We start from the raw sequence: 20,639 nt of genomic DNA, 5'->3' as shown, positions 1-20,639 counted from the left end.
GATAAAATATCAGTGGTGGTGAATTCTTTTGAGAATATTATTGACTAATGATGATGGAATAGAATCAACAGGAATAAGATCGCTTGCAAAAAGGCTTTCAGCAGCTCATGAGGTCACAATAATCGCTCCAGAAAGTAACCGAAGCGGGGTAAGTCATTCAATAACTTGGTTAACTCCGGTAAAAATAAGGGAAAGAAGCACCGTGGAAAATGTTTCCTCCTTCTGCACAAGTGGGACTCCTGCTGACTGTGTAGTGGCAGCTTCGGTAATCAAGGGCCTAGGGAATTTCGACCTGGTAGTGAGTGGGATAAATTGCGGTCAGAATCTAGGAGTGGATATTAGGTATTCGGGTACTCTCTCGGCGGCGCTTGAAGCAAGAATTCATGGGATTCCAGCGATGGCGGTATCGATTGCCAGTGAAGAGAATCCAGATTTTCTCGCAGCGGTTGATTTTTCGGAAAACTTTGTGAGGGAGTACGACTGGAACAAGCTTCCAAAGCATACAGTTCTAAATGTTAACGTTCCGGCAGTTCCTCAAAACAGGATTAAAGGCATAAACTGTACAAGACCCGGCGGTTTGCTTAAGAGGCGCTGGTTTGAGAAGAAAGTCAATGAATGGGGCGAAGAAGAATTCTGGATGAAGAAGGAAATCCTCTACGATTCTCACAAGGAAGATCTTGACTATGTGAGTATAGATAGAGGGTTCATTTCTGTGAGTCCTATCGACTTCTTCGGATCCTGCGAAGAGAGTTTCAGGTTGTCCCTGGAAGAAGATCTGAAGATATTTGAAGCGCACTGGTTGAACAAAGGCAACGAAAGATATTCGGTGGCTTCTTTCGAGAAATAGACTCTAACGGCTAGTGGCTCAGAACTTCAGGAAGGTGAAGAGTTTCCCGTAACCCACTTTTAGAGACAATTCCGGCTTTCCGCTCAGTGCCATGGAAGCAGAGAGGGTGAACTCCTGCTTCTCATCAGGGCTGTAATGGAAGTCAAGAGAAAGCCTCGCTTTTCTGGTGATCGGTTCTGCAAGTTTGTACCAGTCAAATTCAAACGGTTCGCCGTAAAAATCTTCGATCCCATATGAACCCTGCCTTATGTATTCAATACGCAACTCCGTGAAAATCTTACATGTTTCATAAGAAAGACCGAGAAGGTCAAGCGAGATATCGGGACCGTACGGAAACCCGTAGAAGCCGTTTATTACGAGGTAGGCACCCCCCTCGATGTCATCTGCGTTGAAGCGGATCGGGTTTATATATTTTCCTTCCTCAAACCCTCTATTATAGAGATACGGGGTACTATGGTAGTGCTCATACTTCAGTTTCAACCCTCCTGATTCTCTAAAGAGAGTCTTCTCCCTGAGACCGAACTGCCCGTCCCACAACACGGGTCCCACGTAACTCTCTCCATCAATCAAAGCGGCTTCCCCTCCAAGATACCATCCTAACGAAGTGGGGTTTTCAGTTCTATCTCCGGGGATCAATATATCATCGGCATAGAGCATGCCGTATAAATCCAGACTTCCTATCTTGGATTCGACGAACAAGCCCGCGTTAACGTTGGAGTTCTTTGCGTAGTTGTTGTGAAAGACCATGAAGGGGCTCATGTCTTTCAGGTCGGGAAACGTATTGCTGATGAGATTCGTCTCGACGATACCGATTCTTGCTAAACTGCCCTCAAAACCGATGCTGTGGCCGATGAGCGTTCTAGGGCTATCAAAAATTGAACGGTCGGAAGATATGACGAAGAAGCTGTAGAAGTACTTACCGGATAAAACCTCCTCGCCAAGATCGAGCCAGAGATGTTCGAAATAGGGCACTGTCTCCGACAGCACAAAATTGTAAGTCGCGGGACCGAGGTGAAGTTTTCGCTTACCGGCAGAAATTCTCAAGAAGTCATTTTCAAACTCAGCAAAGCCGACCCTGGGAAGATCTGTATCCATATAGAGAGTATAAGCGTTGTGCCTGATCGGGAAGTTCGACCAGCTTCTTCCTCGAAGAAAAGAGGTAATGTCCTGCCTGAAGTCGAGCCTGAACAATGCCCGATAATTGCTTCCCGACAACTCCACGCCGGCCGTCGCAAATGCCGGATAAGAGAAGTAACTGCGCAGGTCATCGAAGTCAGGCTGGTACCCTCTATCGTGTACTGTGTAGTTGTTCAGGGAGAGAACAGGATAAACGCTCAAAAAAAGCCCCGTCTTTGCGCTCAAAACAACGGAAATAACTATCAGGAACGGCAGAAGAAATCGTTTCATGTGAAGCAGCCTCCTCTTTCGATTATACGAGATTATCCCATAAGTTGACCAGAATTCTTCTTTCGAAAGGCAATCGAAACAAAACTTGCAGTTCAGCCCAAAATCAGTTGTATAGAATACGATGCGGCAATCGGGCTCGACAGAGAGCCTCTGGATTATTCAATCGCCGTGTTCTCCATGGATCTGCCGGGGAAAAACCTTTGCAGCCCTATCCCTATGAGCGGCGCGAAAAAAACGATGACTGGAGTGAACAATCTAACTTCAGCGGTTTTTGCTACAAGAAAATTCATAACAATGAACGGAAGAATCCAGAACCATGTCTTCCTGAAAAAGCTGTAGTGCTTCACTTCTCTAAGAAACAGCAGTGGAATCGACGCAAAGATCAGCGGGTAGATCCATGACCAAATATAGGTGATATTGTATCTCAACTGAATTAAGTCCACAGAGTACTCCGCATTCGGATATAAAAAACGACTGACGACAAAAGTTAGAGCAGCTGGAATCACGCCGGCAATTAAACTCTTGGACAGAATTAACGCTCTTTTCGACCAGGATAGGCCTTTATTGAAATTGAAGAGGAGATAGATGAGGGAGAGAAATATCATATGATCCGGCCTGAAAAGCGATCCCAGTACCATCAACAGGCAAAGAAGATAGAATCTGCCCCCTTTGGCTATCAACAGCAGCCCACCGATGAAAAGAGCTGCAGCATGAAAAGTCTCCCAGCCGAAATACATGGTCGTAAGGGGCATTATGGCCTGAAAGACCACGGTCGACAGCAATGATTCGGAAGGCGAAGAGAAGAGTCTGCAGAAGTTGTACAGGAGTAGGAGGGTCAAAACGTTGAAGAAGAATCTTGCCGTGATATGGCCGTTCAGAATCCGGTTCTCATAACTCGATAGATCCACGGCTCTTTTGATGTCCTCGGGCAACCTTTCACCAATAAGGAGAGCGGTCGTTGCAGGGTCCGTCAAGTAGACCTGCCAGTTAAGACTGCTTGCAAATGTCTTGAGTGCATTGTTGAAAAGAAGATTCTTGCCGGTTACAGAATCGACAAGCTCTTCGATGACCTTCTCTAAATCCGAGACGAGTTTCTCTCTTTCGACCAGCGGAAAGTAGGAGTCTATCATACCCTTTTTCTCTTCTGTCCAGTAGTCTCCTGATAATAACATCATTGAAAGCTCTTCACTGTTTTCATCGAGCCACTCGATGGGAATGAATTTGAAGAGGTTTTCCACAAGGTAGTAACTTCCAAATCTGTACTGATCAGGCGCGAAATTCTCTCCGGAAAGTACTCTTTTATGCTGATTTATTCTCAGGTATCTTGATACAAAGAGATACTTTCCATCCGTAGTCCACACAGTCATCGATGTAAATATGTAGGAAAGCAAGACAAAAATGATAAGGAGAAGAACCCCCCGTCCCATGCTAAATTTTTTATCCACGGTTCACCTCCAGATTTCTGCGGATTACTGCAGTTCGCGCTTGAACGTAGAGATAATACCATTGCATTTTTCAAATCATGAAATTCTGATCTTTCATGTGCGATGCCTGCTGCAAAGCTTGTGCAACATATTGGATCGAAAGCAGACTTATCGCTCACGCCTCCCGGCTGTTCGCCAAATTCTTCTCTCCTTCGAGAGACCTGATTACACCTCCTATGACAAGAGGAATGGAATAAATAACTAGAGGAAGGAACAACCTGACTTCGGCTGTCTTTCCAAGGACGAAATTTGTCCCTACGAACAGAGGAATCCACGTCCATGTCTTTCTGTAGAATTCGAAATGCTTGATTTGTGAGAAAAAGACAATCGGTAACAGAAGAAGAATCGAAGGGAAGATCCAGCTCCATATATGAGTAATGTTGAACTCAAACTGAATTAGATCGACATAGTACTCGGCTTCAGGAAAGAGAAAACCGCTGATAAGAGCCGTCGCAACCACAGGTATTATCAGAAGCAGCGCAGAGAATAGCGCTCTTGACCATTGTCTTCTTCTAAGAGACTCAGTTCCGTGTATCAGACCATAAATCAACGCGCCAAACAGCGCATGATCCGTTCTTGCCGTGCAACAGAGAATCGTTACGAGAAATAAAATTAGCCTACTTCCGTCCCTCTTTGTTAGCAAGAGCATTGAGGAAAACAGCAGCAATGAAAGGACTGTCTCGGCCTGCAAGAAATCTTGAAGGGCGATTGGAACCAAAGCGGCGAAGAGAACCACTCCAAACAGCGACTGTACAGGGTTCAGGAACTCTCTGCACAGAAAGTAGATTATCGTCAGAAGAATCATGAAGAGGAAGAATCTCGATGTGAAATATCCGTTCACGAGTCTTGTCTCTTCGCTGTCCTCTAGCAGATGATTCCTGATATTTTCCGGTATCATCTCTCCAAGAGTGAGCAGGGTCTCTTCGATATTCGTCAAATAGCTCTGCCATTGCAGACCGTCTATCATGCCCCGCAGAAGATTTTGAACCAGAGCGTTGCCCGGGAAGAATGATTCTAAAGTCTCATCAATTACCCTCTGAACTTCGCCAATCATCTCTTCCCTGTCGTCCTGGGGGAAGAACTTGTCGACGTTTTTCTGCATCTCGTCTGTCCAGGCTTCCTCACTAGTAAGCAAACCGGAAAGGTTGCTGTTATATACGTCATACCATTTTAAAGGGATGTACTTGAAGAAGTTCTCAACAAGGTAGAATCCACCGAAGCGATATTGCTCCGGAGCATACCCCGTGCCTCTGATTAAGTTCTCGTGCCCATATACTCTAATAAATCTCGACACCGTCAGAAATCTGCTGTCTGTCGTCCAGACACTGACAGAGGTGAAGACGTATGACAGAACAAAGACAAACAAAAAGACAACTGCGGCGCGTCTCGCTTTCGCACTCAGGGCAAATTTCAAGTGATGATCGGCCATGATTTCCCCACCCAAGCTTTCATTCGCACAATGAATTGTCTATCAATAGCTCTCCCATAAACGGCCCCAGGGACTCTCTTTCTTCCACTCTTCGAATATCTTGACACCGTGCTTCTTCCACCAGTACTTGTCATGATAAGTGTCCGAAGCGGCAACAAAGATTTTCACAAGCGGTGTGTGGAAGAAGAGTTTCTGAAAGACCTTCAACGGACTGAACCAGAGCAGATCTCCGACTCTGCTCGCAAAGTTGTCTCCAACATGGAATTTAAAGTTGACACCGGAAATGTCGTCTCCGACAAGTTCTATGTTCTCTGGTCTTCCATTTCCGAGTTCCTCTTCATCGGCCAGCCTAATGTATTTCAGGTCCATCGGGTTGAAACCCATCATTTTCGCTGCGACGGCATCTATTGCGACCTGATCTTCGCTGGCAAGTATGTAGTCTGCCTTCACGGGAATCACTGTCCGCGGTCCCGGCCCATTCCCTGCGGTCGTGCCGTCCATGAAAGCGAACAGACCCGAGTGTATCTCCTTCTGTATCTTCAGCAAGTCAACCAGTGTCTCGTGTATCCATGAGTGGGTGTAATGCCTCTTAACGTTGAGCAGGCCACCAAACGCATTTTTCATCGCACCAGTAGTTGTCGTATATATGTGGCACTTCATCGTTGGGAGCTGGATTATATTTTTCCCGAAAAAGTAGTCTGGCAGTTTTATTCCCTCTGGAAAGATCTTTGGAAGTACCATCAGTTTGCTTTTCGGTGTGTACTCAATCCAGGTCATATCTTTCGATTCGAAGTTGTACAGAACACGGATATCGAACTTATCGTAGACGATGTCATACTTGTTCTGTTTCTCTCCATACTTCGGTCTCGTAACGACGGTTTTATTCTCAACCGATACGATGTCGTTCATTCCCTCATCCTTTAATGCCAGTACGACTCCTTCTAGCTGCCATGGTGTACTGTTGGCACCAGGCATAGGAAGATGCCAGGATATGTTGTCCTTCAAGATTGTAGTTGCGGTCTTATCTAACGCTTCACCCATTCCAGCTAGCTTGGCCAGTCTTCTGTAATCATCTAATACGGTTTCAGGTTTGGTCTTAATTATAGCTACTCTCGTCTTTTTCATCGAAATACCTCCATCATTTTGCAACTGAAACAAGCCAGATTCCTAAAGCAATAACAGCGATTCCGACAATTTTCATTGCACTGAGTCTTTCATCGAACAGGAAAACTGCTGCAACGGTAACGATCGCAAATCCTGCACTTGTCATTATCGGGTATGCAACTCCCAAACGCATCTTTGTCAGAACCACACTATAGAAGATAAATGCAACACCAAATGAGATCAGTCCAAGCCATACGCTGATGTTAGTAACAGAGTTTATCAGCATCCCTTTAAGTCCAACGCTTCCTATATCAGGCGCGTTCTGCATCCCATGTTTCAGCAAGATGTTTGCTACAGCATTAAAAACTATTGCTATAACAAGAATCAAGGCTTCAGTCAGATTCATTCAACATCCCCCTTCACAGAAAACTTGGTAAATAGATTACCAGCATAACAGATACTATCCAAAACAGAACGGTAAGCACGATCCCAGTATCTCTTGTCACAACCTCCGTTGGATCTCCTTCGCCGTTTCTGAAAAGGAGAAGCAGATATCTAAAAACCCCGTATGTCACAAATGGAACGGTGTATACAAATTTATCCGTGTTGAACTTCAGAATTGTCGATGGGTCCAAGCAGTAAAGCGTATATGCGATTATCGTTATAGATGCCGTTGCAATCATCAAATAATCAAGATATCTGTCATTATAAAGGCTAAGCACCTTTCGATGATCATTGCTACCTTCTTTCAGAGAAAGCAGTTCGTTCCTTCTTTTGCCGAACCCAAGGAAAAGTGAGAGGAAGAATGTGGTCACCACAATCCATCCGGTTGGAGTCGTTTCAATAGCGTATGCACCAGCCATTACTCTTATCACAAAACCGGCAGAAATACAAAAGGCGTCTATCAGTACCAGCTCTTTACCCTTCAAGGTATAGAAAAGATTCACAACGATATATAGCAGCAAGAAGAGCGATGACAAAAAAGGGAGTAAAGAACTAGTCACTGCCGCTGATCCAAAAAGCAATAAAGAAACAATCACAGCGCTTGAAACCCTGACTTGACCAGAGGCTATTGGTCGTTCCTTTTTCCTTGAGTGATGACTGTCACTCTCTCGATCTCTTATGTCATTCAAAATATAAACGCCGCTAGAAGCAAGACAAAAAGCAAAGAAGATCAGTATGGCTCTTAAAACCGATACCGTGTCGGTAAGGCTTGAAGAGAAAATCAAGGGAGCGAACACAAAGAGATTCTTGAGCCACTGTTTCACCCTTATTAACCTTAGAAATATCGAAAAGGCCATCATTTTCAACTCCTACGGCGACAAGACTTCACCATTCGCGTTATATTCATCTTTCCTCACAGTGTAGCAGTTCTCACTAGAATACATAGTATTCAAATAATCTGACCGGAAGCAGTAAATCAGTCTGAAAAGGAAAATCCTTCATCGAACAATTCAAGGCAGGCATCTACTACTTCTGGATCGAAGAGCCTGCCTTTGCCCTTTCTGATCTCGTCTAAGGCCGCATCGATACCTAACGAAGGCCTGTAAGGTCTGTGCGATGAAATTGCTTCTACAACATCGGCCACGGCAATTATTCTCGCTTCCAAAATGATTTTTTCTCCTGTGATGCCTTCAGGGTATCCGCTGCCATCGAGTCGCTCATGATGCTGGTAAATCGCATCTGCAACAGGCCAAGGAAATTTGATATCTTTGAAAAGCTCACGACCCGCTGCGGGATGAAGTTTTATTAGATCGAACTCCAGATCCGTGAGCCTTCTTGGTGTACTCAGAATCTCCGCGGGCACCTGAATCTTCCCCACATCGTGAATCATCGCAGAAAGCCGAAGTCCCCTTATTCTATCCTCTTCAAGTCCAAGTTTCTTTCCAATGGCGACGGACAACTCCGCAACCCTTCTCTGATGACCCGCTGTATAAGGATCTCTGAGATCTACGGCAGAAGCGAGAACGTTTATCGATGCCTCCATTGTCTGAGAGAGAATACCAAGGCTTTCTCTCAGCTCTTCGGTCCTTTCTCTGACTTCTCTTTCAAGATGGAATCTTCTGTTAGTTAGATAACCTACTAAGAGAGAGAGTGAAAACGTCAAAGTAAATCCAAAAGCAAGAACGAAGATCCAGTTGTCCAAAGGATAAACGGCACTGAAGTCGGGTCCAGGGTGCGCCACAACAGCAAAGACTCTACCAAATACAAAAAAAGGAATTACTAGATTGAGTTCGCCGACATCATAGTGCCAAAGGGAAGAATGTGCGGAAGGGTTGACTGAGAATGCATAATCATGACCCAAAGAAAAGAGTAAGTAGGGTGACCCGTCTTCCAGTATCTGATACAGTCCAAGAATAACCTTTGGATCCCCTTCGCTATCAAGCACGGGTAATGTCTTCACAAAAGATTCTGGGTGAACGAGAGCGCCAACAAGCCCGATAAAATCCTTAAAATTCCCCAAAACCGGCTTGAAAACTAAGAAATGTGGTCTCGAGTCATCATGATTAGGAATAATAAATGGCTCAGTAGCCGTAATGAGTCCACAAGAGATGGCTTTATCTATTGTAGCTCTAATTATCAGATTGGAGCCCAAATCCAATCCTGCAAGAGTACCATACTCTTCAAATGGCTCAACATACTTTATGGGGTACCGAAACTCTTCAGAACTATTAAAGGTATCAACGTTTTCATCTTCAAATTCAAAGTTCCAAATGGAGAACTGCTCAAAATCACTTTGTCCAGATCTTGACTCGGACGAAGGGGATTCGGAAACCTTAACTCTCTCTACCCAGAACCAAGTATTCATAAGCCCATTTGAAGTCAGAGACTGCGTGTAGTTCCGAAACTCGTCTTTTTCAACCACACTGCTTGATTCGAAAAAACGCGAAAGTCCCTCAAGTTCATAGTCCCTCAGATTAGCTATCTTCTCGATCACATAATGAGCCCGACCTTCAGCCAGGGTAATGAAAGCACTGTTTCTCAGCTCCTTTTGCTGTTCATGTACAATAAAAGTGGAAAACAAAGTCACTGTTACTCCAACTACAAGAAATATCAGACTGTCTAAATACCTTACAAACCTTTTCTCCAATTTTTCGGACGGAAGTCGTTCTCTCCACCTAACCAAGAAGTAATAAATGAAAGCTATCAAAACTAAAGTAAGTGAAAATATTATCGGTAATAATGCATAGGACAGATTAAGGCCGCCCCAGTCTTCTGAATCGATATCGATGCCTAAAACCGCAAAAACTGCATCAGAATAAGGATCAACTACTGGGACAGCTACAGTAATCATCGTTCCCAATTTGTCAGGCATTAGGGGCATTACGGCACCCCGACCTGTTTCGAAAACCGTGAGAAGATCTTTATCTTCGCAGAGCTCTCCGGGTAGCGACTCATCTTCCGAACCTGCGATGGCAGAATCAACCAGAAAAACCATGTTTCCATCACTATTAATGCTCATTAGATAAACATACTGAAAATCAGGAAAGATTTCACTGATATTAATTAATTGCTGCTTAAGCCTTGAGTACTCGGGTTTGCTCATATCATCGGCATTACCGTCCAGTTTAGAAAGTTCCTTCATGTCAAGCCCGTTCTCGAGGAATCTTGCCTGTCTAAGAAGTTTTCTGGAAAACTCTTTTCTTCCGCGATTTATTTCGGCAAGAGAAAGAGAAATCCCTAGTGCTAAAACAATAACTATAGAAAGCAGAATAAGAGAGCGCGCAGAGAGGCTTCTTGTAAAGCCTGATAATCTGTTGGGGAAAAAACGTCTTCGTCCTTTGATAAGCGGCATTACAGCACCTCTCCTGAAAACTCTCTCAAATGATTCTAGCACAACGGACCGCTAGAACCTCTGCAGCAAACATTTTCTGGAATCTCTGAGTCGGATTCTAATACATTTCATTAAGATCTACATACTCTTCAGGTCTCCCATTGCGAAGAAAGCCTTCTATGTTCTTTATGGTACCATCTACCATTGACTGCATACTTTCTACCGACCAGCTTCCGACGTGCGGAGACATGACTACATTGGAAAACCTATGAATTGGATATCTCGATGGAAGTGTTGCAGGCCTATCGCTCGAGGGATACTCGTACCAGACATCTATTGCCGCGCCGGCGAGAGTTCCGCTTTTCAAAGCATCGTACAGCGCCTGCTCATCGATTACTCTTCCCCTGCTCACATTTACCAGATATTTGCCCTTCATCTGACTTAGCAGATCGGAACCGATGATCCCCGCTGTCTTTTTCGTCAGCGGAAGAGCAACGAAGACGAGATCACCGGCCCGAATGGCATCGTGAATATCGTCTGTCACTCTCTTCACGTAAGGGAACTCGCCGCCGGAGGTTCTTTTGAATCCCGTTATTTCACATTCAAAGCCGCTGATCAGTTTTGCTATCGCCTGCCCGATCTTGCCCAGGCCGAGAACAGAGCACCGCTTCCCGATGATGGAATACCAGGTCGCCTCCTTATTGGATGGCCGACCCAACCATACCCCCTGCGCAAGATCGTTATGAAGTTCGACAACTCTTCCCGTAACAGCTAAGGCTAGAGCTACGGCCCTTTCGGCAACGACCTCGGCATTCTCATGGGTGTTTGAAACGATGACGCCACGTTCTCTTAACCGTTCAAGTGGAAGACCATCAACACCGGTCCAGGGAACGACGACCATTCTGAGATTTCTGGCCTTATCGAGGTCGGCTTGCGAAAGATTTCCCTTTACTATTACCTCGGCATCGGAAATATGGGCTTTCGGATCGCTGTCGCTGGAGTACGAGATGAAAGAGTGTTCGGGAAATGCTCTTGCAAGCTCTTCAACCTTTCCTTCCCAGTATCTGTCAAGTCTATTCAGGAATAAGATCTTCACGTTTCTAACCTCCCACGGGATTTTGCGCGAGAAAATCGGAGTTTGTAGCGAACCAAACCGTTCTGAGTCTGGACTTCGTTCACAACGATGAACCCTATCTTCTCATAAAAACCGACGGCATCTTCATCTGTCCACACTGCAAGAGTATCTATCATGAAGGAATTTATCATTGTCTTTATCAGTGTGCTGCCGAAGCCGCTCCTTCGCTTGTCTTTCCTGACGGCAAGATGCAGAAGCTCGGGCTCTTCACGCTCATGGAGCTTCAAACCGGCTACAGCAACTATGCTTCCTCCCTGTCTCATCACAAAGAGCCTTCTCTCCGGAGCCTGATACATCTTCAATACTTCGTCGGACTGCTCCGGTCTTCCCAGACAACCAGAAAAAATCTCTATGAACCTTCCGGGAAGATTATCGAACTCGACTTCCTTAATCATTTTTCAACTCCTTGCTTTCTGAATCTGCCGCCCGAGATCGGAAGCATTCTCAAGCGATATCTCGGTTGGCCTCAGCTCAATCTCTCAGACCTTCGCGAAGACAAAGCAGAACCAGCTTCACTTTCAAATTCAATTGTATCTCATCTACAATTCTAACATTTGGCCAAACAGGTGAAGCGAGTCGATGCTCTTCAAAATGATTTAACCGAGCTTCCCTAGCGCAAAATAGGGCAGCCAACACAACCCTGCCTCGATAGTTTTTCTTCTGATTCTTCTCATTTCGTAATCTCTAAGCTCCTGGACAGCAAGAAAATTGAAGTTCTGCTAAGGTGAAAGGCCAGCCATTGGGAAGCCTCTAACGAGGATTTGAGCCGCGTAAAGCAGCGGTTACCTCATCCCAGGTCATCGGTGATGTCGATCTTCCTTATGAAATACACTCCCGAGGCGATCGCGATGCTGGAGACAACCAGAACGACCGGAAAGCCCAGAAGTCGCAGCACACTGCCCAGAATCAGAGGAAGAAGAGCGGTCACAAGACTGAGCGCGCCCGATACACCTGTATACAAAGGTCTGTTCGTATCGTTGGAGATTTCTATAAGAAGCCACTCAAATCCGATCTTTCGTGCGCTCAGGGTTATACCTGAAAGGAAAAAGACTATAAGATAGAAGTCAGGAGAAGAGGCAGATAGAAGATATGCAATTAGTGGAATAAAGCTGCCAATCGTTGCGCAGGTTATAAGCAGTCTTTTCAAACCTCTCCTCTTAAGAAAGCGATTCCATAGAACCCCGGCTCCAAGCATACCTATCATCTGAAACAGGAGAAAACTGCCCACATCGCTTCCGTTCAACCCGAAGCTGTCCTTCGCCAGGAGAACATAAAACGGGATCAAGACCAATCCGAAGCCTGTCACGTTGTTGAAGACGATGTAGTTAAGCAGGTTCGCATCGTTCTTCAGTGTTTTTGGAATGCTCTTCATGATCTTCCAGAAGCCGGGAATTTCACTTCCTTGAACCTCCCTCTCCCGTACTCCCGCGAATCCAAGCGAAGCAACGAACAGCGAACTCCCTCCAATGAAGAACATCAGCGAATAGTTGACCGGATAACTCACGTTTCCAACTATGTACTTTGCGACAAAGCCTCCGAGAAGTGACAAAGCGCTCCCGGCAATCTGTCTGTACGACATGAAACCGCGTCTATCCTGCTTCAATATTGACTGACCGAGCAGATGAGTGTAACTGATTCCCGCAAAGACTCCTCCAAAGGAAAAGACGGAGATTACGGAAAAAAGGAGTACGAGAAGAGCGGTGCCTCCGACAGGCGAAAGCAAGAGAAAGCCTATGGAGAAGAGGGCGCCGACTCTCAAATAGATGCCGAGAAGCAAATACGGTTTCTTCATCCGTTTCGACATAAGGTATCCAGCGAATGTCAATTGAGCCAGAAGAGGAATCCCCGTCGAAATTGCGGTAACGAGGCCTATTGCAAAGCTCCCTCCTCCTGCCGCCAGGATCATCGATGGAAGGACCGTGTTCACCTCAACAAAGGCCATTGTCAGCGCAAGAAACGAGGCGTGCCAAATAAAGCCCAAATAATGTCCTCTATCGCTTTCCAACTCTCACCTCAAAACATAAATCCGCCAATTCGTCCAGGCCCGATAATGAAAAGTATATCATCCGCCAATTCGACCGAAAGCGAACCGTCACCCTTCAAGGATTTGAATCTCCCCGTTCGAAGCAATGAAAAAAGAACCGAGATCTGTTAGAATTATTTAGCCGACTAAATACTTTTTATGTGAGGATGTAAAGATGAATGAGACCGGAAAACTGGATAGACTACTGATTGACGTCTGCAGGGCGAACTTCATGAAGAAGCGCTCTATTTTCTCCAGGTTCGGTCTTCACAGAGGCCAGCCTCCACTGCTTTTCATTCTCTTCGAAAGGGATGGAAGGACTGTGGGGGATCTCTCAAAAGAGATGGGTCTTTCTCCTGCGACAGTCAGCAAGATGATTCAAAGAATGGAGCTGTCCGGCTTTGTCCACAAAAGGCAGGATAAATCGGATATGAGAATCTTCAGGATCTACTTGACGGCAAAAAGCAGAGAGATTGAGGGAGAACTCGAGAAAACGATGCTCGATGTAGAAAGACAAACTTTTTCCGCATTTTCTGCAGAGGAGCGCGACCTGCTCGAGCGGTTCTTGAGAAAACTAAAGGAAAGCCTTTCGAAGTGATAATCTTGACCCGACCTACCTAAACAACGGAATGCGGGGTGGAAGACTAGATGAAAAGACTGTTCAAGTTTTTGAAGCCTTACTGGATCTTTGTCGTTCTGGCTCCTCTGGCAATGTTTCTCGAAGTTGCCATAGATCTTTTTCAGCCAAAGCTTCTTGAGGAAATCATAGACGTAGGTATCATGAATCAGAATCTTGACGTAGTCGTGAGCGCAGGAACGAAGATGCTGATAATTACCTTCATCGGTGTGCTGGGAGGAATCGCCTGCGTCATATTTTCAACCCTGGCTGCTCAGAATGCCGGGGCAGATATACGGCGAAGCGTTTTCACAAAGGTTCAGTATCTCTCATTTGCTAAACTCGACAAGTTCGGGACAGGCTCACTTATTACGAGAATCACAGACGATATAGTCCAGTTTCAACAGTTTATAATGATTTTGCTGAGAATGTTTGTGAGGGCACCGATGCTTTTCATTGGAAGCTTGATCATGTCCTTGCTGATTAGCTGGAAACTCTCTCTCATATTCCTGGTTGTCATTCCGCTCGTTACTTACCTGACTTTCGCGATCATGAAAAGGGTCTTGCCTCTCTTTTCCCGCGTTCAGAAGGAGATGGACAATGTCAATACACGGGTCAGGGACAATCTCCTGGGAATAAGAGTCGTCAAATCCTTCGCATCCTCCAGGTTCGAATCGAGCAAGTTTGAAGATGCAAACGAGAAATATACACAGATAGCTATGAAAGCTGCGAGGACCATGGTAATCATCATGCCGCTTCTTTCACTGATACTGAACCTTGGAATCGTTGCAGTGATCTGGTTCGGAGGCATTCAAGTCGAAGCCGGAGGGATGCAGACGGGCCAGATAATGGCATTCGTAAACTATCTGGGAAGAATGCTCATGTCGATGATGATGATCGGAATGATGCTCGTATTTGTCTCCAGGGCGCAGGCCTCCGCCAAGCGAGTGGCCGACGTCCTTGAAGAGAGCGAAGAAGAAGATGTGAAGGCGGGCATATCCCATGACCTTAGGGGTCCGATTGTCTTTGAGAATGTTGACTTCAGCTACGATGGTGGAGGCAACAAGATTCTCCACAATCTCAACTTTACGATCAATCAAGGTGAGACGGTCGCTTTTCTTGGCGACACGGGATCGGGCAAATCGTCCCTGGTCAGTCTTCTGCCCCGGCTTTACGAAGTAGATTCCGGTAAAATCCTTCTGAATGGAATAGATATTAAGGAGATTTCACGCCACGAGTTGAGAAAGAACATATCCATGGTATTCCAGGAAGCCGTTCTCTTCTCAGGTAAGATCAAGGACAACATAAGTTACGGAAGGCCGGGTGCCAGTGACGAAGAAATCGCCAAGGCGGCCGAAGTTGCACAAATCGCAGACTTTGTCGATACTCTTCCAGAGAAATACGACGCCCGCCTGAGCCAGATGGCGACGAACCTCTCCGGCGGTCAGAAGCAGAGAATGGCGATCGCGCGGGCCGTAGCGATGAGATCGCCAATCCTAATCTTTGACGACAGTACGAGCGCTCTGGATGCAAAGACGGAGTCCGAGGTCATGAGGGCAATTGGTGAAGAGCTTGACTGCACTAAGATAATCATAGCCCAGAAGATAAGCTCAGTAGTAAATGCCGACAGGATATTCCTTCTGGATGATGGAAAGATAGCAGGAAGTGGAACCCACAAACAACTGCTGAAGGAAAGCGATCTGTACAGGGATATCTACAGGTCTCAGTTTGGTGAGGTAGGTGAAGTGAATGCCTGAAGAGAAGAAAGCGACTCAACCCGAAGTCACCATGCCCGCCGGCCCGGGGAGAGGCGGACCTGGAGCGGGCAGAGCGCGACCCGTTCAGAAGCCTAAGAACTCGAAGCAGACCGTTCTGAGACTAGTAGGATACTTCAGAAATGAGAAGAAAGGTCTGATACTTGCAATAGCATTTACGATACTGGCCACCGGTGCCAGCGTCTTCGGTCCCTTTCTTCTGGGAGTAGCTATCGACAAATACATGCTCGTGGGCGACATGGCCGGTCTCGCAATGATTTCGATTGTCATGGCGGCAGTCTACATATCTTCATCTTTTTTCCTCTGGCTCCAGGGCTACACCATGGTTGGAGTTGCGCAGAGAAGCATAAGGAGACTCAGGCAAGACCTCTTCGACAAATTTCAAACGCTGCCGGTCAAGTTCTTCGATACCAAGCCGCACGGAGAACTGATGAGCAGACTGACCAACGATATAAACAACATTTCCCATACTCTTAGTGAAAGCGTTACTCAGCTAGTTAGCAGTCTTCTGACTCTTGTCGGGATAGTAGTCATCATGTTTTTTCTCAATCCGATCCTGGCACTGGTCGCGATGTCTACCGTTCCATTCGTTATGATTGTTACGGCCATAATTGCGAAACAGAGCAGAAAGAACTTCCTCGCTCAACAAAAGGCTCTTGGCGAACTCAACGGTTACGTCGAAGAGAGGATCTCCGGAGCCAAAGTCGTGAAAGCCTACGGCAGGGAAGAGTCGACCGTTCAAGAATTCCAGAGTATAAACGAGTCTTATCGCAGGTCTGCAATTATGGCCCAGATATTCGCAGGCTCCTTCGGACCGATAATGAATATGGTAAACAACTTCGGTTATGCAATAGTCGCCTTTGCCGGAGGGTGGATGTCCGTGAAGGGGATACTCTCTGTCGGATTGGTCGCCAGCTTCATCGTATATGTCGGCCAGTTCAACCGACCGATAAATCAGATAGCACAGATGTTCAATGCGATTCAGGCGGCTCTAGCGGGGGCCGAGAGGGTCTTCGAAATTCTTGATGAAAAAGGGGAAAAGAGAGCGGAAGAGACCTTCTTCCCGCAGAAGATCGAGGGAGAAGTAACGCTTGAAGAAGTTGACTTCAGTTACGACGGCAAGACCATAGTATTGAAGGATGTCTCTCTCACGGCCGAGCCAGGGCAGATCATCGCGCTGGTGGGACCGACGGGAGCAGGCAAGACCACGATCGTGAATCTCCTTACGAAGTTCTACGACATAGAGGACGGAAAAATCATGATAGACGGTCATGATATATCTAGCTTCGACAGAGAGCAGCTTAGAAGAGAGCTCGGCATTGTTCTGCAGGATACACAGCTGTTTATGGGCACTATAAAGGACAATATTCGCTATGGAAGACAGGAAGCTTCAGATGAAGAGATCATAGAGGCCGCTAAGATGGCAAACGCCCATCACTTCATTATGGGACTGCCGGAAGGGTATGAAACTGTTCTATCCTCCAGCGGGGACACCATCAGCCGCGGGCAGAGGCAGCTGCTGGCGATCGCCAGGATAATGCTCATAGATCCCCAGATACTAATACTCGATGAAGCTACTAGCAATGTCGACACCAGAACGGAGATGCACATTCAGGAGGCGATGCGGAATCTGATGAAGGACCGCACCAGCTTCGTTGTGGCTCACAGACTCAGTACAATCAAGAACGCGGACAGAATTTACGTGATCGACAATGGAAGGATAATAGAAAGCGGCACTCACGATGAGCTGATCCGTATGAAGGGTTTCTATTACAGTCTCTACACAACCCAGCTGGCCCTTCCGGGACATGATGTGGCTTGAGCGCAGCCCGATGATATAATGCAGCATAGAAGAGCATTTTCGGCAAGGCCAGCCTGCCAGGAATGTTTTCTGCGCTGCACGAATATTTGATCTTTGTTTCGACTGGAGCGAAATCTATCGTTAGACATCAGGAGGATTCATGGAACATACAGTTAGATTCGAAGAGATTACGGAGGAGACGGTGCTCGACGCTATCCGCTTGAGTGGCACGCTGCTCGAAGGACAGGAAAGGGCCGTGGCCTCAAATGCAGTTTCGATAGCTCAAGCCCACTTCGCAAAGAACGCCTGGTTTCGGGCGATCTATGCTGGAGATGACATGGTGGGCTTCATTATGCTGGATTTCACGCCCGATCCGAGAATGAAAGATTTCAAGCATGCCTCTATGTGGCGCTTCATGATCGGCGGCAAGTATCAGAAGATGGGATATGGAAGAGACGCTATCCTCTTGTTGATTGAGTATCTCAAGGCCCAGGGTTACGAGAAACTCTTCACCTCATGCGTCGTCAATGAACCTTCTCCGCTCCAGTTCTACCTGAAGCTGGGCTTCGTCGATACTGGCGAGTGGGACGATGATGAAAAGATACTGATGAGAGACCTCTAGTAACCGGCTTCGGAAAAGAGATAGTCGTTGACCCTATCGAGCTTTCCTGCCATCGTTGTAAGCTGATCGGCTTTCAACGATACTTCATATGCCAGTGTAAGGAGACCTACGGCATCCAGCACATAAGAGAGCTTCGACAGCTCCTCTGCAATATCGCCGAGGACGGGGTTTTTGTGCTCCATGAGCCTCAAAAGCTCTACAATCAGAGGAACCGTCTCTTCGAAGATCTCGAGGATCGTTTCCCAGTTGTCTATTCTCTCATGTTCTCCGAGCACCTCGAACGACCAGTCTTGCAGAGGTCCCATCACTTCACTTCTCATGCTTGCGAAATCCCTGTTCATACTCCAGCTCGCAGCGTAGAGATCGAGATCTGAAATTGACAGTGAAGCCAGACGAGCCGCCCCCGACAGAGACTCCTCAAGCTCTCTTATTACCGGTTTTGTGAAATTGCGGTAAGTGAGGTCGGTGTAGACTACCTGCCGGATTTCATCCCTGACGCTTCCTTCATCCGAGTCTTCGCCGCCTCTTACCCATCCGACCATGTCGCCCTTTATTAGACTCAGAAGCTCCTCGGCCTTTGAAGGATCGGAAAGGTATGCCCTGAGCTTATCTTTCACGGCCTCAAGCACATCGTCGAGCAGGTCGTTTTTCACATAATCTACGAATTCATCCAGCAGTGCTTCGATTGATATCTGCTGTGCCACGCCGCTCCAGTTACCCGAGATAATGTCGGCGATGATCGAAGCGGTGGAGAGTATTATGTTCTTTGCAGAAGATATCATTGCGGCCACTTCCTCTGCATGCTGAACTATGCTCCTCGTATCACGCACCATCTGCAGTAGATCACTCTCTACTCTCTCCGATTCAATTGCCGCATAGGACATTCCATTGAGAAATGCCCCCACGGATACGTAGAATCTCTTCATAGCTTCCATTTCCCTTAGGTTCAGTCCGTCAGAAGCGATCGTACCCATCCATTTCAACGACTTTTCTGCAAACTCTTTAGATTCATTCACTGCGATCTCGTTGCTTACAAATTCATCCATGAGGCCTCTGATCTTAACCGACTCGAGAAATGCATCGCCCGTACGGGCAACAACAAAATCCGGTAACGCTTCTCCCTGAACGAATGAAATTTTTCCTGAACCATCTAGTCGAAGTGTGGAATAGCGGTAAGAGCTTCTTCTATATCCATAGAGTCTGTAGAGGTACTCTCCCGGATCGACCGACCGCAGTTGCAGAACCCCATCCTTCATAATATAGGTTTCGCCGAATGCTTTCAGGTCGCCCAACTCTCTCAGCAAATCCATTTCCAAGGCCTTGTCGGGCAACGCATTGCCCTCTTCGTCGAGAACGGGAAGATGGTAGTCCTCTGAACTCTGGAGATAGCCTTCTTCATCGAAAAATGGCGAATACGCCAAAGAGGCATGTTCATCACCCCATTTCACGTCCACTTCAACTTCGAAACCTTCTTTCCGATAGTAATCTGTAATCTCATCAAGACCGGAACTCCATGAGAGGTAATAAATCGATTCAGAAACGGGCAGAGCATCGACGTCGATGAGATCCTGTTTGAATGGCCAGCCAAGAGAAACGGCCCCTGCCAGATGGTTGAAATTCGACTCGCTCAATTCGGGGTTTATAAGCCTGTCATAATTCTCCATGTGCGCCAGTGCAGACTCCTCGGGCTGGAAGTATTTCAGCTCGATGCCCCTTTCTTCCAGCGCGATTTCCACGGCTCTTTTCGTGGCAACACTGCCTCCGGAAAAGTACCAGAATGGTCCGTAAACAGTCTCTGGAAGAGTGTCTGTAATGACCACGATAACTGCCCTGGAGTCTTCACGGAATTCAAGCTGACTTCCGAAGAGGATTGCGTCATAACTCCAGGTGTTTATGTGCCATTCGCCGGCCGTTTCGATTTCCTCGATGGCGAGAAGAAGTTCGTCCCTTTCCATAACTCCGTAGAATGGATGGTCCGGTGATTTTCTTCCGGGCTCTTCCAGTGACGATGCTTCAAAGAGCAAAACCGCCACCCTGAAATCACTTGCATCCTCTTCGAGTCGATTCACGAATTCCTTCAGTTCTGACTTGATCGACTCGATTTGATCCGCCATTGAGCCAGTCGCATCGATCAAGAAGACCAGATCGATTTTCGAGGAAGATACTGATCTTTCCCAGAATCCAATGCCGCCAAACTGGTCTTCTCTCTGCTCCGGAGCAATTTCGGCCTTTGACAAGACATTCCCGTACTCGTCTACGAGAGTCTCGGTTATGGTGAAGTCTTCAATTGAGAGTCCCGTGACGGGGATCTCTCCGTCTTTGACGCTGACGGCGCAGCAAACTTCGTGAATGCCGTTGTAGCTGAAATCCCATATTTGCCAGCTTTTCAGTTCAAGCGTTCTCGAATGAACGGTTGTGATCAGAAGAAGTGAGTATAATAGAAACAGGAAGCCTATCCTTTTCATGGAATCCACCTCCAGATCGACGATCAGAGGAGAAGACAAAGAGAACTACTCTCTGTAAGAATATTCTAGCAGATCAACTCAAACAAACGATCAACTGGAGAGTCAGCCGATTGCCCCTGGTCCCACAAAAAAGAGAAACAGACCCTAATGGGCCTG

Annotated in this window: 16 protein-coding genes; 5 read left to right on the top strand and 11 right to left on the bottom strand. The window is 46.6% G+C overall.

Features of this window, described 5'->3' with window-relative positions:
* The first annotated feature begins 28 nt into the window (after positions 1-28).
* Positions 29-847 carry a 5'/3'-nucleotidase SurE gene (surE, locus tag Y696_RS04825; protein WP_099772140.1) on the top strand — a complete coding sequence of 273 codons (819 nt, stop codon included), beginning with the start codon at positions 29-31 and terminating at the stop codon, positions 845-847.
* Between the two features lie 18 nt (positions 848-865).
* Here surE and Y696_RS04820 read toward each other — a convergent pair whose 3' ends face one another.
* The 10 genes from Y696_RS04820 to Y696_RS04775 all read right to left on the bottom strand — a co-directional run bounded on the left by Y696_RS04820 (position 866) and on the right by Y696_RS04775 (position 13,186).
* Positions 866-2,254 carry a hypothetical protein gene (locus Y696_RS04820; protein WP_099772139.1) on the bottom strand — a complete coding sequence of 463 codons (1,389 nt, stop codon included), beginning with the start codon at positions 2,252-2,254 and terminating at the stop codon, positions 866-868.
* A 155-nt stretch (positions 2,255-2,409) separates the two neighbouring features.
* Complete coding sequence (locus Y696_RS04815) at positions 2,410-3,699, bottom strand: hypothetical protein (protein ID WP_099772138.1); 1,290 nt, start codon at positions 3,697-3,699, stop codon at positions 2,410-2,412.
* A 154-nt stretch (positions 3,700-3,853) separates the two neighbouring features.
* The gene (locus Y696_RS04810) at positions 3,854-5,167 is read right to left on the bottom strand and encodes a hypothetical protein (protein WP_099772137.1); all 1,314 of its coding nucleotides are present in this window, start codon (positions 5,165-5,167) and stop codon (positions 3,854-3,856) included.
* A gap of 42 nt (positions 5,168-5,209) precedes the next feature.
* Positions 5,210-6,292, bottom strand: coding sequence for a DUF362 domain-containing protein (locus Y696_RS04805; RefSeq protein WP_099772136.1), 1,083 nt, complete (start codon positions 6,290-6,292; stop codon positions 5,210-5,212).
* A 13-nt stretch (positions 6,293-6,305) separates the two neighbouring features.
* Entirely contained in the window at positions 6,306-6,677 is a 372-nt protein-coding gene (locus tag Y696_RS04800; RefSeq protein WP_006492632.1) for a multidrug efflux SMR transporter, read from the bottom strand.
* Positions 6,678-6,690: 13 nt separating this feature from the next.
* Positions 6,691-7,575, bottom strand: coding sequence for a decaprenyl-phosphate phosphoribosyltransferase (locus Y696_RS04795; protein ID WP_099772135.1), 885 nt, complete (start codon positions 7,573-7,575; stop codon positions 6,691-6,693).
* 116 nt (positions 7,576-7,691) lie between these two features.
* A complete protein-coding gene (locus Y696_RS04790; RefSeq protein WP_099772134.1) occupies positions 7,692-10,067 on the bottom strand; it encodes an HD domain-containing phosphohydrolase in 2,376 nt (791 codons plus the stop codon).
* Between the two features lie 97 nt (positions 10,068-10,164).
* On the bottom strand, positions 10,165-11,142 hold the full coding sequence (locus Y696_RS04785; protein WP_099772133.1) for a 2-hydroxyacid dehydrogenase: 978 nt from the start codon (positions 11,140-11,142) through the stop codon (positions 10,165-10,167).
* Complete coding sequence (locus tag Y696_RS04780; RefSeq protein WP_099772132.1) at positions 11,139-11,576, bottom strand: GNAT family N-acetyltransferase; 438 nt, start codon at positions 11,574-11,576, stop codon at positions 11,139-11,141. The genes Y696_RS04785 and Y696_RS04780 overlap by 4 nt, the downstream gene beginning before the upstream one ends.
* A 392-nt stretch (positions 11,577-11,968) precedes the next feature.
* Positions 11,969-13,186, bottom strand: coding sequence for an MFS transporter (locus Y696_RS04775; RefSeq protein ID WP_099772131.1), 1,218 nt, complete (start codon positions 13,184-13,186; stop codon positions 11,969-11,971).
* A gap of 193 nt (positions 13,187-13,379) precedes the next feature.
* On the opposite strand from Y696_RS04775, the gene Y696_RS04770 reads away from it, so the two are divergent.
* The 4 genes from Y696_RS04770 (at position 13,380) to Y696_RS04755 (ending at position 18,018) form a co-directional block, all read left to right on the top strand.
* A complete protein-coding gene (locus Y696_RS04770; protein ID WP_121509826.1) occupies positions 13,380-13,802 on the top strand; it encodes a MarR family winged helix-turn-helix transcriptional regulator in 423 nt (140 codons plus the stop codon).
* 50 nt (positions 13,803-13,852) lie between these two features.
* Positions 13,853-15,577, top strand: coding sequence for an ABC transporter ATP-binding protein (locus Y696_RS04765; RefSeq protein ID WP_121509825.1), 1,725 nt, complete (start codon positions 13,853-13,855; stop codon positions 15,575-15,577).
* Positions 15,570-17,417 (top strand): ABC transporter ATP-binding protein, encoded by a 1,848-nt coding sequence (locus Y696_RS04760; RefSeq protein WP_220665723.1) that lies wholly within the window; start codon positions 15,570-15,572, stop codon positions 17,415-17,417. The genes Y696_RS04765 and Y696_RS04760 overlap by 8 nt, the downstream gene beginning before the upstream one ends.
* Before the next feature lie 139 nt (positions 17,418-17,556).
* On the top strand, positions 17,557-18,018 hold the full coding sequence (locus tag Y696_RS04755) for an N-acetyltransferase (protein WP_121509824.1): 462 nt from the start codon (positions 17,557-17,559) through the stop codon (positions 18,016-18,018).
* On the opposite strand, the gene Y696_RS04745 is transcribed toward Y696_RS04755, so the two are convergent.
* Entirely contained in the window at positions 18,015-20,483 is a 2,469-nt protein-coding gene (locus tag Y696_RS04745; RefSeq protein ID WP_259459850.1) for a vWA domain-containing protein, read from the bottom strand. The genes Y696_RS04755 and Y696_RS04745 overlap by 4 nt on opposite strands.
* Positions 20,484-20,639 lie beyond the last annotated feature (156 nt).

The sequence above is a fragment of the Mesotoga sp. H07pep.5.4 genome (genome assembly GCF_003664935.1).
Lineage (GTDB): Bacteria > Thermotogota > Thermotogae > Petrotogales > Kosmotogaceae > Mesotoga > Mesotoga prima.
Note: the sequence above shows the minus strand (reverse complement) of the source record. Positions and strands in the feature narration are given on the sequence as shown.

Bases quoted from the DNA above. Each gene is read 5' to 3' on its own strand.
- Y696_RS04820 (WP_099772139.1), bottom strand. From the start codon at position 2,254: ATGAAACGATTTCTTCTGCCGTTCCTGATAGTTATTTCCGTTGTTTTG.
- Y696_RS04810 (WP_099772137.1), bottom strand. From the start codon at position 5,167: ATGGCCGATCATCACTTGAAATTTGCCCTGAGTGCGAAAGCGAGACGC.
- Y696_RS04805 (WP_099772136.1), bottom strand. From the start codon at position 6,292: ATGAAAAAGACGAGAGTAGCTATAATTAAGACCAAACCTGAAACCGTA.
- Y696_RS04800 (WP_006492632.1), bottom strand. From the start codon at position 6,677: ATGAATCTGACTGAAGCCTTGATTCTTGTTATAGCAATAGTTTTTAAT.
- Y696_RS04795 (WP_099772135.1), bottom strand. From the start codon at position 7,575: ATGATGGCCTTTTCGATATTTCTAAGGTTAATAAGGGTGAAACAGTGG.
- Y696_RS04790 (WP_099772134.1), bottom strand. From the start codon at position 10,067: ATGCCGCTTATCAAAGGACGAAGACGTTTTTTCCCCAACAGATTATCA.
- Y696_RS04780 (WP_099772132.1), bottom strand. From the start codon at position 11,576: ATGATTAAGGAAGTCGAGTTCGATAATCTTCCCGGAAGGTTCATAGAG.
- Y696_RS04770 (WP_121509826.1), top strand. From the start codon at position 13,380: ATGAATGAGACCGGAAAACTGGATAGACTACTGATTGACGTCTGCAGG.
- Y696_RS04765 (WP_121509825.1), top strand. From the start codon at position 13,853: ATGAAAAGACTGTTCAAGTTTTTGAAGCCTTACTGGATCTTTGTCGTT.
- Y696_RS04760 (WP_220665723.1), top strand. From the start codon at position 15,570: ATGCCTGAAGAGAAGAAAGCGACTCAACCCGAAGTCACCATGCCCGCC.
- Y696_RS04755 (WP_121509824.1), top strand. From the start codon at position 17,557: ATGGAACATACAGTTAGATTCGAAGAGATTACGGAGGAGACGGTGCTC.
- Y696_RS04745 (WP_259459850.1), bottom strand. From the start codon at position 20,483: ATGAAAAGGATAGGCTTCCTGTTTCTATTATACTCACTTCTTCTGATC.